The sequence below is a fragment of the Odoribacter sp. genome, assembly GCF_985060555.1.
In genome coordinates this window covers 1-16,622 of record NZ_CFKYFN010000044.1, presented here as the reverse complement: position 1 = coordinate 16,622, position 16,622 = coordinate 1, and the positions used below count along the sequence as shown (strand labels likewise).

14 protein-coding genes are annotated in these 16,622 nt (G+C 43.5%); 8 read left to right on the top strand and 6 right to left on the bottom strand.

Annotated elements, in window-relative coordinates:
• Positions 1 to 152 precede the first annotated feature (152 nt).
• From cas6 to AC5RDS_RS05880, 5 genes are all read left to right on the top strand, one after another.
• Positions 153 to 815: a CRISPR-associated endoribonuclease Cas6 gene (gene cas6 / locus AC5RDS_RS05900; RefSeq protein ID WP_087381403.1), complete on the top strand. Its 663-nt coding sequence runs from the start codon at positions 153 to 155 to the stop codon at positions 813 to 815.
• A gap of 2 nt (positions 816 to 817) precedes the next feature.
• A complete protein-coding gene (locus AC5RDS_RS05895) occupies positions 818 to 1,366 on the top strand; it encodes a hypothetical protein (RefSeq protein ID WP_022159674.1) in 549 nt (182 codons plus the stop codon).
• Positions 1,327 to 3,492, top strand: a complete 2,166-nt coding sequence (cas3, locus tag AC5RDS_RS05890; RefSeq protein ID WP_229032378.1) for a CRISPR-associated helicase Cas3' — start codon at positions 1,327 to 1,329, stop codon at positions 3,490 to 3,492. Before AC5RDS_RS05895 ends, cas3 begins: the two co-directional genes overlap by 40 nt.
• An 81-nt stretch (positions 3,493 to 3,573) precedes the next feature.
• Entirely contained in the window at positions 3,574 to 4,854 is a 1,281-nt protein-coding gene (locus AC5RDS_RS05885) for a hypothetical protein (RefSeq protein ID WP_022159672.1), read from the top strand.
• Between the two features lie 12 nt (positions 4,855 to 4,866).
• Positions 4,867 to 5,928: a CRISPR-associated protein Cas7/Cst2/DevR, subtype I-B/TNEAP gene (locus AC5RDS_RS05880; protein WP_046403487.1), complete on the top strand. Its 1,062-nt coding sequence runs from the start codon at positions 4,867 to 4,869 to the stop codon at positions 5,926 to 5,928.
• Between the two features lie 198 nt (positions 5,929 to 6,126).
• Here the strand turns inward: AC5RDS_RS05880 and AC5RDS_RS05875 are convergent, their stop codons facing one another.
• Together AC5RDS_RS05875 and AC5RDS_RS05870 are read right to left on the bottom strand one after the other, a co-directional pair.
• Entirely contained in the window at positions 6,127 to 7,422 is a 1,296-nt protein-coding gene (locus AC5RDS_RS05875; protein WP_087381404.1) for an HNH endonuclease, read from the bottom strand.
• A gap of 361 nt (positions 7,423 to 7,783) precedes the next feature.
• Entirely contained in the window at positions 7,784 to 8,476 is a 693-nt protein-coding gene (locus AC5RDS_RS05870) for a YczE/YyaS/YitT family protein (RefSeq protein ID WP_087381405.1), read from the bottom strand.
• 259 nt (positions 8,477 to 8,735) lie between these two features.
• Here AC5RDS_RS05870 and AC5RDS_RS05865 point away from each other — a divergent pair, with 259 nt between their 5' ends.
• A complete protein-coding gene (locus AC5RDS_RS05865; protein ID WP_175315869.1) occupies positions 8,736 to 10,010 on the top strand; it encodes a uracil-xanthine permease family protein in 1,275 nt (424 codons plus the stop codon).
• Here AC5RDS_RS05865 and AC5RDS_RS05860 read toward each other — a convergent pair.
• The 4 genes from AC5RDS_RS05860 to AC5RDS_RS05845 form a co-directional block, all read right to left on the bottom strand.
• The gene (locus tag AC5RDS_RS05860; protein WP_118122251.1) at positions 9,997 to 10,329 is read right to left on the bottom strand and encodes an MGMT family protein; all 333 of its coding nucleotides are present in this window, start codon (positions 10,327 to 10,329) and stop codon (positions 9,997 to 9,999) included. The two genes, AC5RDS_RS05865 and AC5RDS_RS05860, sit on opposite strands and share 14 nt — an antisense overlap.
• Complete coding sequence (locus tag AC5RDS_RS05855; RefSeq protein ID WP_022159666.1) at positions 10,313 to 11,479, bottom strand: DUF4468 domain-containing protein; 1,167 nt, start codon at positions 11,477 to 11,479, stop codon at positions 10,313 to 10,315. Before AC5RDS_RS05855 ends, AC5RDS_RS05860 begins: the two co-directional genes overlap by 17 nt.
• A 95-nt stretch (positions 11,480 to 11,574) precedes the next feature.
• Positions 11,575 to 12,078, bottom strand: a complete 504-nt coding sequence (locus tag AC5RDS_RS05850) for a methylated-DNA--[protein]-cysteine S-methyltransferase (RefSeq protein ID WP_046403495.1) — start codon at positions 12,076 to 12,078, stop codon at positions 11,575 to 11,577.
• 147 nt (positions 12,079 to 12,225) lie between these two features.
• Positions 12,226 to 13,632: an MFS transporter gene (locus tag AC5RDS_RS05845; protein WP_118108353.1), complete on the bottom strand. Its 1,407-nt coding sequence runs from the start codon at positions 13,630 to 13,632 to the stop codon at positions 12,226 to 12,228.
• Between the two features lie 230 nt (positions 13,633 to 13,862).
• On the opposite strand from AC5RDS_RS05845, the gene AC5RDS_RS05840 reads away from it, so the two are divergent.
• Both AC5RDS_RS05840 and AC5RDS_RS05835 read left to right on the top strand, forming a co-directional pair.
• Positions 13,863 to 16,103, top strand: coding sequence for an inorganic phosphate transporter (locus AC5RDS_RS05840; protein ID WP_046403497.1), 2,241 nt, complete (start codon positions 13,863 to 13,865; stop codon positions 16,101 to 16,103).
• A 165-nt stretch (positions 16,104 to 16,268) separates the two neighbouring features.
• On the top strand, positions 16,269 to 16,622 hold a 354-nt coding region (locus AC5RDS_RS05835; RefSeq protein WP_494222259.1), incomplete at its 3' end, for a transposase.

Below are 16,622 nucleotides of genomic sequence, written 5' to 3'. Positions count from 1 at the left end.
AAGAGGACTCAAAAGTAATGGTTAGACTTTAAAAGAACAAGTGTTCATTTCATAACTTCATTTATTTAAATTGTCTATAATTTTTTTGCATAATAAAACTAACACTCACATTGGAAGTTTTTTATATATTTGTCCATTAAAATTCTGAAATTATGAGAATAAATCTTAAAACAACTCCTTCACAAATGTGCATTCCCTTTAATTATCAACCGAAGTTAGTGGGGACATTGCATAAATGGCTCGGGCCGAATGATATTCATGGAAAGCTTGCAATGCACTCTTTTTCGTGGCTGATGGGAGGAAGTACGACTACTAACGGAATCGTTTTCGATAACGGGGCAAGGTTTTTTATCAGTTTTCATGATCCCGACCGGATCAGGCAGATTGTACGGACGATTCTGGAGGATCCGGTTATGTTCGAAGGTTTGATCGTGACGGATGTCAGTATTCAGCCAGATCCTGATCTTTCAAATTGTGAGTTTTTTAAAATAGGGAGTCCGGTTTTTATTCAAAGACGGTTGGAAGACGGGAGCAATAAACATTACACTTATGAGGATACTGTTGCAGGAAATTTATTGGAGGAAACGCTGAGGCATAAAATGCAGGTTGCCGGTCTGCCTGATGACCGAACGCTGAAGATTTCTTTTGCTATGGAATATCCTAAGAAAAAAATAAAAACCATTTATTATAACGGAATCGGTAACCGGACAAGCTGGTGCCCTGTGCGTATTCAGGGGAAGCCGGAAACTAAAGTATTTGCATGGGCGACCGGGATTGGAAATAGTACCGGAGCCGGTTTTGGATCGATTTATTGAGTATGGGTTATTATATAGTAAGATATAGGGGGCCTTTCGGATTTATCAAACCCTGGTGTGCGGTCCGGGATAGCAAAACCTTTAGTCAGCAATTTCTGACCCCTTCGATTATCGAGGGGATTCGCCAGAAGCTGGAAGTAGCTGTGGTTTTGCGTCATAAGCTGACTTATGATGCAATTAGTGTGCAGCAGGAACGTACGCAAACGAGGGGCTGGAAGATCAAGAAGACACAGAAATTGATGGTCCGTGAACAGTCGATTCTGGATCGGGGAGTGATGGTTAATCCGGTTTTGACACTGGCATTTCCAACAAAGGAAGAGGCCGGAAGGGCAGCAGAACAACATATCTGTCTTTGCCGGAATGAGGATTTGTTGTTACCGGATGAGAAGGTGGAAGAGCTGAGTGAAGCAGAATTTGGTCGGTTACCGGGTTTTGAGCTTCGTTTTGGTCAAACGGAACATTCTTTTTTGGTCGGTTTTAATCGTTTCGCCGAAAGTGAGCCGATGTACGGATGGCTGGAAGTCAGTGGGAAACCTGTAATTGCCGGATGATGGGTAGCTATGATCATATATGGGCAAAAAGTGAAATGCGGGGGGCTGTTTCCTTGGCTATGCATCTGAGACAAACGGCTATCTGTGCGGTGTATATTGCCGGATGGATGGGTTTGGATCCGAGGATTGCGCGGTTGGGGGCATTATTGCACGATATTGGGAAAGCAAGCATCTTGTTTCAAAACTTTCTACGGCAAAATGCAACCTATCCTTTTCCTTTCAGATTCCGGCATGAGATTGCCTCTTTGTTTTTCCTTTCGCTGGTGGAGAAAGCAGAACGTCCGTTTGTGCTGGAGATGGTTATTGCCCATCATAAATCGCTTTCCGGGGATAAGCGGAATTTGGGCTTATTGGATATGGAAGATTGGGAAGACAATAATTTTGAGCTACATGCCCGGGGATTCGAACAGTGGAGTGAAGATGCTTTGGGTATTTTGCAGGAGTTAGGTCTTGTCGTTCATAAGATCGGGCTTGAAGAAGCCAGGAGAAATTATGAAGAGGCGGTTGCTTATTGCCGGAAACGGAAGTTGGGATGTTCTGAATGGAAAGGGCTTATGCTGGCAGCCGACTGGCTGGGTTCGGCTTATGGTGAAGACGTGGAAGCCGTTTTACCCAGACTGTTTGTGATCCCCGATTTATCGTGCTATGATAACCCTGATCCACTTTATCCGTTGTCTTTAAGGGATGCGCGGGATGGACGCCGGCATACGATGGTTGTAGCATCCACCGGATCAGGAAAGACCTCTTTCCTTTTCAGACGTTGCAGGGGAAGGGTATTTTATATTTTGCCTTTCCAGGCTTCCATCAATGCGATGTATGAGCGGGTAAGGCAGGATTTGCAGGGGACAGATGCTTTTGTCACTTTGTTGCATGCTGTGTCTTGTATAAAATGGGCGGGGCAGGAACCGGAAGAAAGAATTCTGCAACGGATGACCGGAGCTTCTGTGAAGGTAATGACTCCTCATCAGATCGCGTCTGTTGTATTCGGAGGAAAGGGGTATGAAGCGATGGTCATCGATCTGAAAGGTTGTGATGTCATATTGGATGAAATACATACTTATTCGGACGTGATGCAGGCTATCGTACTGAAACTGGTGGAAGTGCTGGTACATTTGGGATGCCGGGTGCATATCGGGACAGCAACAATGCCTTCGGTATTATATCAGAAAATTATCCAACTTTTAGGTGGGGAAAAGGAAGTGTATGAGGTAAGATTGTCCCCGGAGGAACTGGATAGTTTTGACCGTCATGTGATTTATAAGGTAAAGAGCTTTGAAGAAACGGAGGAGGCGATAAACGAAGCCATTGCAAAAGGTCGGAAGGTTTTGATTGTATGCAATCAGGTGAAAAGGGCTCAGGCATTGTATGGAAGGATTGCCGAAAAATATGCAGGAGTGAGTAAAATGCTGATACATGGCCGGTTTAAACGCGGGTGCAGGGCATTGTTGGAAGCAAAATTATTGAAGGAGATGAACGTTGGCAAAGAAGCCTGTATTGTGGTGTCTACCCAGGTTGTAGAAGTCAGTCTCGACATCAATTTTGACCTGATGGTTACGGAATGTGCGGCACTGGATGCACTGCTTCAGCGCTTGGGAAGAATCAACCGGTTAAGGGTTGAACCGGCTTGCAGGACTTATAAACCGATTTATGTCATACAACCGCTAATAGGGAAGAAGGACGTTTTTCCATATGATGCGGACATTCTGAAAAAGAGTTATGCTGTATTGCCGGATGGGAAATTGTTGAAAGAAAGACAGATACAGGAGTTATTGGATGAAGTTTATCCCCCAAATGGTTGTCATTTTGTAGATATAGAAATGAATGTTGCATTCCGGGAAGGAGCGTGGAAGATTTTTGAGCTGGATCATTATTCGAAATCGGTATTGCTGGAAAGGCTGGAGATCGATTCTGTTGCTTGTATATGTGAATCTGATTGCATGGTTTATGAACAGGGAAACTCTGAGAAACGGTTGGAACTGGAAATCCCGGTCAGTTTTCGGAGTATCCGTTCAAAAGGATTGCGGCAATTAGCAGTTGGGATACATCCGTTTGTGATTCCCGACCGGGCCTATTCGGAAGAATTGGGATTGTTGAGTGACAGGATGGGGAGTGGGTATAGGAAATAAACTGTAATTTAAAGAGATTGGTTTGTCGGCTGATTTATTTGTTTATACGAAATGTGAAATTAATCAGGAAGGATTATTAAAATGATAGCTGCGACTATAGGTAGAAAATTTCTTCTGGCATATAACCGGAAGTTTGGAACTCATTACGATGCAAAAACTTTTTTTACGGAACAGTATTTCCCTTTGTTTTTCGATCATGAAAAGTATATGCAATGGGTGACCAATTCACCTTTTGTACAGGGAATAAAGAAAGGAAAATGTCTTACGGCTGCTGAAAGACGGGAAAAGTTAAGGATTTTGCAGGAAAAGATTGAAAGGGATGAGGCAGATGCCAGTATTGCTATCGGTTTCCCCTCTTTGGATTCGACTGCGACTACTTCCGGACAGATCACGAATCTGAAATTACCCGTATCCCGCGAAGATGTTTATTTGTCCTGGATTGGAAGTGGTTTTGGGGTAGGAGTTCAGGGAGGCTTGTCTATTCTTTTTGAGCAGGAACAGATTTTAATGGCCCTCTTTGAAGGGTGGCGGATTTACCGGGAATATCTGGAACGAATGCAGGGATTAAGGGGAAACCAGATCAATACCTGGAACGGACAGTGGTTGGCTCATTATTTTAGTGATCATTTTATAGAGGATGAACCTTTGATCGGTTTCCAGCCTTTTGCTGCAAAAGAGGACGGTTATGAAGTGGTTACCCGGAGCTGGACCGATGTTCTGATGGCAATTGCACGGGAGATCAAGGATGTACGGATGATGGGGTATGTGTATAGTTTGGGACAAACCAACATCACGGTCGGTTTTATTCCTTTTGTGTTGACTGAAATCCGAAGGACCGTGGAGCTTTATATCAAATTATTCGGTATGAGGAATGCAAAAAAAGCAGAGCATTTGTTCGGTACAGCCTATGGATTTTTACGTTCATGCCAGATGGGGATGATTGGAGTGTCGGCATTAGAACCCAAAGGCCTGAAAGAATATATGATGAAAGGAAAGATTCCGGTATATGACGCTGAAAATGAAGAAAAACGAATTAATTTTTATACTTACATAATTTGGATATTAGCTATGTTGAATAATGAAGATTTGTGGGAAAAATCCCGGGAAATTGCTCAAATGTTACATACCTATGTACTTGGGGATAAAAAAAGTAACATGACAAGGAGGAATCAAGTGAATAAGATATTGGAAACTAATTCCCGAATGATTTTTCTGAATGAATTGCAGCAAATTATTCCTCAAATTCCTGATATAAAATTTGCAGAGGATATCGGAAAACTTATTCATTCAATGCCAGTGGATAATATTCCTTATTTTTTGACTTTAGTCCGGTTTAATTATGCGATAGTTTGTAATCAATAAAATTGTAATCCAATGAAACCATACATTTACATCAGAACACTGAAACATGCAGAACATACTGTATTCTGTGTGCAGGAAGGACAGAAAGCCTATTTTGATCCTTTATTTAACCGGATGGTGCCTTATTCAAGCGGGCAGCAAATAAAACGTTGTATCCTGACAACTTTGACCGATGATCTGAACGTACCGATGGCTCCAATTACTTTTAATTATAATATAACGAAAAAAGATGGTCTGGAAAATAAAGAAACCTGGGCTCCCTGTGATCCCAGGTATATCGACCAGTTGATTGGAGGCTGGATGCGGGCTGGAAAGGATATGGTTGCTTTAAAACGCCGGAGTCCTTTGTCGGTATCTGCGATGCGTCCCATTCATCCTTTATTGGGAGGCCTCGAACGGGATAAAGAGAATATCACCTTTGACCGTAGTGATCGGCCTGAGTGGCATCCGGTTAATGTACGGATAGAGGGTAGTGACCGTTTAATGACAAAGGAAGAAATAGAGGCATATTTGCAGAATAACAACCGTACTTTAACCAAACGGATTTGGATTCCTGACAATACCCGGGCAACAGGTTTGTTTGTTGCTGACATGGCTATTGATTTGAGGGCTTTATTTTGCGTTACCACCAATCAGCATGAACCGGAATTGTCCCCGGAGATGATTACTGCCCTGGAAGCTGAAGGGTGGGTGAAATCGAAAAATGTTTTCGGAGAATGTCTGGTCATGCCGAAGGCTGAAAGAGAAAAGATCATTCCTGTATTGGCAAATGCTTTGATCAATTGGCGGATTACTTCCAATCAGGCCCGTACTTTTAGTCTGATGGAGACATTGGCGCTTGCTGTAAGTGATAATGCAAACCATATTGCCGGGGCCATCCGGACCAAGCTGATTGAAGAAGGCGACAAGCCCAAAGCGAAATTAATCATTGACGAGACAGCAGGGGCCGAAGTGTTTGTGACGTTACCCTGTGCGAGTTATGTGGTTACGGTGAATGAAAGGGCAACTGCTTTGGAAGAAGCGGAGAAGAAGCTGACGGATATGATGATGGCGTTTGATTATGAGAATCAATAAGGCGCATAGAAACAGTTCCTGCCAGGTGATTTTGGTTGCCTGGCAGGGGATTAATGAGAACTGGTAGAATTGAAATAAGCCGCGGCTAACAGGTTTTCCTCCAAGACCATATTCTAAATTGAACTTGATAGAATTGAAATTGTAGTTGGTCATGTACCCCCCTTGTCAAGCGTTTTTTTAATAGGACTTTGGGAATATCTATTTAAAAAAGAAATCCAGCATTTTCCTGAAAAATCTCTGTTTGCCGGGAACGGCTTGATCGGCATCCGGGCTTTCGTCTGTAAATTGCTGAAGTAACTTTTGCAGCCATTCATAAGTCTGCTGTGCAGTCCATACATCTCCTGTTTCGATGGCTTTTCTGCTTCCGGTATCGGGTATTTCCCATAAAATGCATAATTGATCATCGGGGAATAAAAATGAATCTTCGTTTTTGATAGAATTAGCTGGTAAAAGACGGAACTTTATATTGTTTTGTGCTGAAATGGCTAAAAGATGATGATCATTGGAATTGAAACAATATTCTGATGTTGTTCCTTGCTCTGTATCGAATTTCCTGGCGTATTGGATTAACTTACGCCAATTCTCCCGGCTTGTTTCCAATAACATATAATCATTGGTATCTTTGTAAAAAGAAAAATTTTCTGCCCCGATATACTTTTGGAATTTGCTGTATTCTTCCGAATACACTTTTAAATAATCCTGAAGAATATCGAGCAATTCTTCATAAACTGCATTTTCTAAATGGACTGCATTGTTACCTAGTACTACGAATGTCTTCGTGTTCTGATAGGAATGTCCCCGAAGTATAATATCATTCAGAGAATATGTTTCCAGTTTGTTTATGAGTTGAAGAATGGTCTTATGATCCAGAGTGATCATGATTGTCCGGTTACAAAAAGAAATAACACAACTTCCCTCTTCCTTCAATTTCGAGGGCAGGAAACCATTAAGTGCTATATTTTCTGTTGACCGCCAGAAATGATTATGTATTGAAAGCGAGTTTGTAACTTTCCTGCTTGCCTTGTATACCTCCGGAGGTAATAAATTGAATTCCACAAGTTGAGCTTCAGCAAATACTTTCAATTTTGAAAGTTCAAATTGTTTTTTCAAGATTTTATATTCTCGTTCGATTTTCCATTTTCCACGTTGTGCATATTCCAAAAAAAATCGTTCGGCAGGTTCACTGAACGGATGTCGGTTTTTCTGACTGTTATTATGCAAAGATTTGGTTGGTAAAATATTTTCCAGACTATCAATAGTGAAATCGTCTGCTAAATGATATTTCCGTATTTTTTCCTGAAGTACTTCAGGGGCAGTATTCTGTGGTATAATATGATCAAGATGCATGGATGAGTAATCATAAAGAAATTTACCTGTGTATGCACATCGATATTTGTATGCTTTATAAATAGCATATCGCAGAAGGGGATCGTTTTCTTTATATAATATGGCTTCTGCTGTCATTTTTTGATAAGGTATTATATCGGTTTTCATTACAACGGGAATGGCTGTTTTATAATTATTTTTAAATAGCTTATTTTCAGTTTACCTTTAATTGCTTGCTGAATAGAAAGCGCAACTATCGGATTCGCATTTACCGATGCAAAAATAATGTAATTTCTGCTTTAAGATAAAACTTCGTTTATATTGGTTTATAATCTTAGTGAATTGTGATAAGAAAACATTGTATTGACTAAGATGAGGTATGAAAGCTGTATATCTGATGAGGATTGAAAACTGAAAACTAGCTGTGAATGCGAAAAGACGCAAAGTTTCATGTCTGGGAGCTATTGGTCGGAATATACGGAAACTGATGGTCGTTTGAAATGCAGTCTTTCCGAGGGGGGAGGCAGCATCATCCGTTCCGGGAGGTCTTTTTTTGAAGGATGGGCAGCAGATTGTAAAGTGTTTTGCGGGTGATGATCCGGCGGTTGAGGAAAGTGACGATGTAGCCGGTGATGCAGGCGGCGATGAGCGATCCTTCGCGTATGCCCTCGATGCGTTGGCTGAGGAGGAAGGAGAGGACTGCGGCCAGGGTGACTAAAGTGATGTCGAAGCAGACTTTGAATTTTCCGAATTCCCGGTTGTAACGCTGGGAAGCATATTTTACGAAGGCTTCGGCACTCATCATAGCCACCCGGGGCTTGATTTCGAGCACGACGCCGATGGATTGCACGACACATCCGGTCAGGAGCAGGGCGACCGACAGTCCATAACTGCCAGGATGTAACTGTCCGGTGAACATCATATTAAAGTCGATGAAGGCTGCAAACAGGAAAGAGAAAGGAATCTGCAGCAGGATTTCGAGGATGTCCCGGCGGCTGTAGCGGTCCCGGATGAGCCAGAATTGCCCGGCGATCAGCAGCAGGTTGAAAAGAAAGGTCCACGTGCCCAGCGAAAGCGCACTGTTGATGCTGAGGACATAGTTTATACTGGAAATGGGGGTAGTCCCCAGTGCAGAACGTACGATCAGCACAATACCCAGGGACAGGAAATACAGCCCGAGGATGAAGACCGGGTATCTTTTTAGAATAGTCTTTAGTTCCATATTGCTTCTCTGAAAAAACAGTGCAAAGATCGCAATTTTTTCTTTTGTATGTTATGTCTGTTTATTACAGCCCGATTGTTTTTTAGTCCGGCCAATGGCGATGTCCGGGACTTTTTTCCGGTAAATACGGATATACTTCAAAATGAAAATTTCATCTTCTTAATGTTTCCGGGCGATGATACAGAGTGGGGGATACTTTTGTTGTTATTGTGGGTTTTAAATAGTAAATTTACAGACGATAATTTTTATTTTTTGTAGGATGAAATTTAATTTGAACGATAGGCCGGGATTTTTCCCGATGTTGATGTATGGACTGCAATGGTGGATTGTTTCTATTCCTTGTGTGGTGATTATCGGGATTATTGTAGCCCGTTTGCATTACACGGATCAGGTCGAACAGATTTTTTATATGCAGAAGCTGTTCGGAATCATGGGATTGGCTATGATTGTCCAGATGTTGTGGGGACATCGGCTGCCTTTAGTCATCGGACCGGCTTCGGTGTTACTGATCGGGATTCTTTCGACGGTTTCGATAGGGGTCGAAGGTATCTATAGTTCGCTGATGATCGGAGGTGGAATACTCACTTTGCTGGCTTTTTCCGGTTTATTGTCCCGTTTACAAGCCGTATTTACTCCCCGGATCATTGTTGTGATTCTGTGTCTGATTGCTTTTACTCTGTCCCCGGTGATCCTCCGTTTGATTTTTGCAGGAAATTCGTCTGTCTTGTTCCATTTGTTTTTTGCTTTGTTATTGGCTTTGGCAATGATTTTGGCCAATAAATTATTGAAAGGAATTTGGAAATCCATTGTGGTTTTGGGTGGGATTCTGGTTGGAAGTATGGTGTATTATAGTGTGATGGGATTCCCCGAAACAGGAGGGATACAAGCCGGGCATGAGGGGTATTTCGGATTATGGTCCTGGAAATTCGATTTGGGAGCGGTATTGTCTTTCTTTTTTTGTTTTATTGCGCTGATTGTAAACGAATTGGGTTCTATTCAGGCCGTAGGCCGGATGATCGGTGCCGATCATATGGAACGCCGTACTACCCGCGGAGTGGGCATCACGGGTTTGGCTAATGTGGTATCGGGGGCATTAGGGATTGTCGGACCGGTAGATTATTCTATGAGTCCGGGGATTATCGCTGCAACAGGTTGTGCTTCCCGTTTCCCGCTGATACCGGCCGGTATCGGATTGGTTGTCTGTGCATTTTTTCCGGGTTTTATCGAATGTCTGAATGCCATTCCCGGAGTGGTTATGGGGGCGGTTTTGCTTTATCTGATGGCTTCGCAGTTGTCGGCCGGTATGCAAATGATGATCCGGGAAAAGGCGGTCGACGGTTTCGACGGAGGGATTGTGGTCGGGTTTTCATTGATGGTCGCTTTATTATTATCTTTTGCTCCCGACGAAGCATTGAATAGTATTCCTGCTCTGATCCGGCCTATCGTGGGAAATGGATTTGTCATGGGGGTCATTACGGTATTGATATTGGAACACCTGATATTCCGGTCGGGAAAAAAAGCTAAGAAGGAATAGACAACCAGAGATGCCGTTTCAGATCGACACGACCATTCGGTTGAAAAGTGATTCCTTCGGCGGCAAGTAAGCTTTTTTGTCCGGGCCAGTGAGGAGCTGTCCGTCCTTGGCTGTTGACCACCCGATGACAAGGTAGGGCCGCTGTGCCCGGATGGTGTGACAGGATTTTACCCACCCAACGGGAATAATTTGAAAATCCCGCCAGACGGGCAATCTGACCATAGGTCAGTACCTTGCCGGCGGGAATTTGTCGGATAATATCACAGACTTCAACACTGAATTGATGAAGCCGGAATTCGTTGTTATTTAACCCAGACATTCAGAATTTCTCCGATATACATTTTGTGTAATTGCGTTCCCCATTTTTCTTTGGCCTGGGAATCGTGTAATGCTTCAGGGATCAGCGATTGAGAAACCATTTTACGGCATTCGATAATCATCCAGGCTTCTGAGAATGCCTTACTGCCCGAAGGGGTTGTGATAGGTGTCAGGCCGGCTTCTTTCACTTTGTCTTTGTCTCTTCCACTGTTTGTACCGCAATAGTTGAGGATGTCCCGATACGTTTCGGTGTAGAAACTCAAGGTGTAAGTGTCGTTGTTTTCCATCAGCTGATAGGTGTACCGCGTCGGGTTGATAAAGCAGAAAGCAACCGGTTTGTTGTACATATGTCCCAGGCCGCCCCAGCTGGCAGTCATCATATTGTATTGGGCGTCATTACCGGCTGTGATCAGCATCCAGTTTTCCGACAACATTTTATAGATATTTCCGGGGATTTTATCGGGACTGATCTGACGGTAACCTTCCAGGTTGGCCGGCGTAATGGTATTGTCCGGTGCTTGTACGGTAGTCGAAGTGACAGGAACCCGGGGTACGGCCGGTGTTTGGGTGGCGACGGGAGCACTTACCTGTGTCGCTCCGACAGCTGCTGCTGCATCGGCAAATAATTTATCTACCAGATCGATGGTATGGATCCGGAATTTCCCGGTAGACTTGATCAGTTTAGTCTGCGTTTTATTCAGTGTATGCTGATCGGTAATCTGCTCTTCGGCCGGAATTATTTCCTGACCGGCAGTGCCCCGGTTATACTGATAACGGATAGCGGTAACTTTTAATTCGCATTTCCCCGGTTTGCAGGTGATGAACATTTGGTAATTGATTACAGCCCGGTCGAGCGATAGAGCTTTATTGGTGAATACCAGGTATTCCTGTCCCATACAGGCGATTTGTCCTTTATCCTGATCGGAGTAAAGTATCCGGCTTTGCAGCTCTTCGGTGGTTATAAAACGGGTAGTCGCCCATTGTAACAAAGTGGCGAATATGTCATTTTGAGAACGTCCCGGGAGGTTCAGTTCTTCGGTGAAAACAACTCTGTCATCGACAACAGGCACAGCACCGGCTAAATATTTTTTGTCGACCTGTGCAAAAAGTGTCACAGGGATCAAAAGAAATAATAGAAATAAATGTTTCATGATGTGTTTTTTTGTGATTTGAACAAAGATAATGGCTGATTTTGGATTTTTGATAAGAATGAATGTAAAAATATACAAAACAACTGTAAAATATCTCAGTAGTTCGGAGATTCCGGCCATAAAGAAAGGTCGAGCGCTCCTTCGATTTGCAGCAAACCGATTTTTATGTTCAGTCCTCCGGTATATCCGGTCAGCTTACCGCCACTTCCGATCACCCGGTGGCAGGGAATCAGGATTGGCAGGGGATTACGGCTGTTGGCCATACCTACCGCCCGGCTGGCTTTTATATCTCCGCTTCTGCGTGCCAGTTCACCATAGGTGATCGTGGTGCCATAAGGAATCTCCTGTAATAATTTCCAGATTTTGAGTTGAAAAGGTGTTCCTTCCGGCGCAATAGGAAGGTCGAATTGTTTTTGTTCCCGGGCAAAATAGGCGGTTAGCTGTCGGTGGGCCTCTTTTAATAGAGGGGTTTCACTTATTTCGGTCTCTCCGGGAAGCAAGGCCATCCGGTCGCCGAGCCATAGGCGGGTAAGTAATCCGTTTTGCTCTTCCAGGGCGTATGTGCCTAATGGTCCGTCGTATTTGTAAATTGCTTTCATCTTTTTTTCTTTAGGTAGGTGAACAAAGATAGTATTAAAATCATTTTTTGCTTCTTATCGGCTATAAATTTATGTTTGGGTTATTATATACGGTTTACCCTAACTGTACGTTTATAAGTGTAAATATGTATATAACTGCCTATGTTTTTATTCCCGATCGGTGTGTTTCAGGGGCATTTGCTGAGAGAGGCGGAAACAACTCACGACAGCGGCTATTAAGGCGAATATCGCTCCGGCCCACAGGCACACCGTAGTTCCTTTGTCGTGCATAACGAAACTGAACAATAGGGCCACAAGGGTTGCTCCCAGGGTTTGCCCTAAAAGCCGGGCCGTACCGATCATCCCGCTTGCCCCTCCACTGCGCTGGATGGGGGCGGAGGCCATGATTGTACTGTTATTGGGAGTCTGAAAAAGTCCGAAACCGATCCCACAAACGATCATACGCCAGATGATCGCCCCATCGGTAGGAATAGCCGGCAATACAGTCAGCAGGAAAAGACCGGTAGCAAAAATCAGCATCCCGATACTTCCTAAAATTCCGGCATGTATGCGTTCTACCAGATACCCTGCCAGAGGAGCCGTGAACAAAGTCGCTACGGGCCAGGGAGTCAGCAATAAACCGGTAGCTACCTCCGTGCGTCCTAACGTATTTTGTAAGAAGAACGGGAGAGATACCAAAGCCAGCATCTGGGCAGTGAACGAGCAAATCGATGTACATACCGATAGGGAAAAAATAGGTATTTTTAACAAATCTACCGGTAATAACGGAAAGTCCTGGTGTAATTGACGGCGGATATAATAATAACCGACGATAAATAACAAGAAGATTTGGGCTGCAAGTAAATAGGCATTTTCATGATGTGCGAATCCTTCCATCGAGTAAATGAGCAGTCCGAAAGTAAGGGCATTGGCGAGGGCACTGGTTTTATCGAATTTCCGGTTTTGCTTCTTCTCGCGGTGGGGGAGATAGATCAGGCCCATAATCAAAGCCAGCAGGCCGAGGGGGATATTGATCGCAAAAAGCCATTGCCAGCTACCTAACGAAAGGATGATACTCGCAACAGAAGGGCCTGCGACAGCCGATACGGCAACGACCATCGCACTGATCCCCAAGCCGCGTCCTAAGTATTTCCGGGGATAAATAGTCCGGAGTTGTGCCGTATTCACACTTGTGATGGCCGACGCTCCGAACCCCTGGAGCACCCGGGCTACAGTCAGCATCCAAAAAGAAGTCGATAAGACACAGATCAGCGATGTGACACAAAAAACGGCGACTCCCGAAAGAAAAACTTTATGATAGCCGTAGATATCTCCTGGCGAAGAGAAAGACAATAAGGACACCGTAATAGCCAGCTGATAAGCATTCATCACCCAAATCGTGGTCGAGGGAGAAGTCCCGAATTCACGCGAAAGAGTCGGAAGTACTACATTGACAATATTAGCATCCAACACCGACATGATTAACGCCAGCGAAGCTGCTATCACTGCCCATATCCGCCGGGGATTGGGCAATCCGTCTGTCGTATCGGTGATCGCAATATTTTTTGAAAACATCTTCCAATGAATTTACATGCAAAAATAGTAAATCTGTCAGGGATTGTCAGAACAGAAGGATTTTTTGTTTCTTTTTTTACTCCCTCTCCCAGTACCACAATAACCCTTCAATTCAGTGAATCAGCCACTTTTCAACTTCTTTTCTTTTGTCGTAACAATTTTGTAACAATTTTGAAATAAACCTGTAACAACTCCCTTCTATTTTTGCGGCCGTAAGTAAAACCTAAAGAATGGAATCAATTTATCTGGGAATTGTTATTTTCCTTTTTCTCCTCGCGATCTTCGACTTAACTGTAGGGGTCAGTAATGACGCCGTAAACTTCTTGAATTCGGCTATCGGTGCCAAGGCTGCCTCGTTTAAAACGATTATTCTGATTGCTGCTGCCGGTATTTTTTGTGGAGCAACCATGAGTAACGGGATGATGGAAATTGCCCGTCACGGTATATTCCGGCCGGAAGCTTTTCATTTCAATGAACTGATGTGTATCTTTCTGGCGGTCATGGTGACCGATGTGGTGTTGCTGGATATCTTCAATACCTTGGGGATGCCGACATCGACGACTGTCTCGATGGTATTTGAGCTGCTGGGAGGTACTTTTGCTTTGGCTATGCTGAAAATTGCTGCCGGTCCCGAGTCTCTGACTTTTGCCGAATTGCTGAATACCGAGAAAGCATTGACCGTTATTTTAGGTATTTTCCTATCGGTGGCTATCGCTTTCTTTTTCGGAACGCTGGTACAATACCTGTCGCGGATTATCTTTACCTTTAATTATACTACTAAACTAAAATGGACGATTGGCTTGTTCGGCGGGATTGCTGTGACGGCCATTATTTATTTTATGCTGATCAAAGGAATAAAAGATGCTTCTTTTATGACAGATGCTCATAAGTTGTGGGTAAAAGACAATACTTTGACTATTGTCGGTGGGTGTTTTGTTTTCTTCACCGTGCTCATGCAAATCCTGCATTGGTGTAAAGTGAATGTCTTCAAGGTGATCGTTTTGTTGGGTACTTTTGCTTTGGCCATGGCTTTTGCAGGTAACGACCTGGTTAATTTTGTGGGTGTTCCTTTAGCCGGTTTTTCCAGTTATACCGATTTTATGGCAAATGGAAACGGGGTGGCTAATGACTACCTTATGGGAGCTTTAAATGAGCCTGCGAAAACACCGTTTATCTTTTTATTTTTATCCGGAGTGATTATGGTTATTTCTCTGATTACTTCCAAAAAAGCCCAAAATGTAATCAAGACTTCTGTCGATCTTTCGCGTCAGGATGATGGAAACGAGATGTTCGGTTCTTCGGCTATTGCGCGGAGTCTGGTACGTTCGATGACTACTTTAGGGAATAACATTTCGAAGATTATTCCGGAGAAGGTCAAGGTATGGTTGGATAGCCGGTTTAACAAAGATGAGGCGATCCTGGCTAACGGAGCGGCTTTCGATTTGGTCAGGGCTTCGGTAAACCTGGTATTGGCCGGTTTGTTGATCGCATTAGGTACTTCCTTAAAATTGCCTTTGTCAACGACTTATGTCGCTTTTATGGTGGCTATGGGTAGTTCGCTGGCCGATCGGGCCTGGGGAAGGGAGAGTGCCGTATTCCGGGTGACCGGTGTGCTCTCGGTGATCGGTGGTTGGTTTATTACTGCAGGAGCTGCATTTATCATCTGCTTTTTTGTAACTATGATCATGTATTTTGGTGGCATGACGGCCATGGTTATTATGATCGGGGTGGCGGCTTTTATCTTGATCCGCAGTAATAACAAATACCGGAAAAAGATGAAGAGTGAAAAACAGGACGATGTTTTTCAACAGATGCTTTCCTCTAAAGATAAGGCGGTCGTTTGGAATTTGCTCCGTCAGCATGTGAGGGAAAATCTGGTGAAAGTACTGGATTTTGCCGCCAATACTTATGGACAGATGACGGATGGATTTATACGGGAAGATCTGAAAAGCCTGCGAAAGGCCGTTTCTTCTACCAATGACGAAAAAGATATTTTGAAGAAAATACGGCGGAAAGAAACACTCGGTATGCGGCGGATCGATAGGAATGTGGCCATTGAAAAGAATACCTGGTTCCACTTGGGAAGCAATAGTAGCGAGCAGATGATGTATTGCCTTAAACGGATGTGTGAGCCCTGTAAAGAACATGTGGATAACAATTTTAATCCCTTACCGGCAGAGTGTGCCGAAGAATTCGTACCGATCCGGGATATGCTGAAAAGTTTGCTCGAACGGACAAAAGATATTATTGACAAAGGAAATTATGAAGAGGCCGATTTGGTACTTGCCGAAGGGGAAGAGTTGAAAACCTGTTTATCCCGTTTGCATAAAATGCGTATCGAAAGAATGCAGGAAGAGAACAGTAGTGTTAAATTGTCTTTGGTATACCTGAATTTGTTGCAGGAGTCACAGGAGTTAGTCAGCATTATGCGGCATATGCTCCGTGCCAGCCGGAAATTTCAGCATGTCTGATTCTGACTTATTTCCTGAATAAAATTATATGATTATCCGTATAATGTCCGTTAATTTATTTAACATCATACGAATGTTTTAATAATAAATATTTATACAAAAATATTTGCGTATTTTGCTGAAATTCAGTATATTCATAATGTTGTTTTAATCCGAAATATCATTATGAACATACTAAATTTCATGCAACGGTTCCCCGATGAAGCATCTTGCATTGCTTATCTGAAGGAACAGAGGGAACAATCAGGTATTGTCTGCAAACATTGTGGCTGTACGGAACATCGCTGGGATGCCAATAAACTTGTTTTTGAGTGCAAGCACTGCCATCATAGGCAATCATTACGCTCCGGAACTGTTATGGAACATAGCAAGCTGCCTTTCCGTTACTGGATAGCAGCCATGTTCCTGCTAACAAGCACTAAGAAATCCTTTTCAACAGAGGAAATCCGTCGCCAGTTAGGTCACAAACGTTATCAACCCATCTGGGAGATGGTCTGCAAGCTTCGGGATGTCATGGGA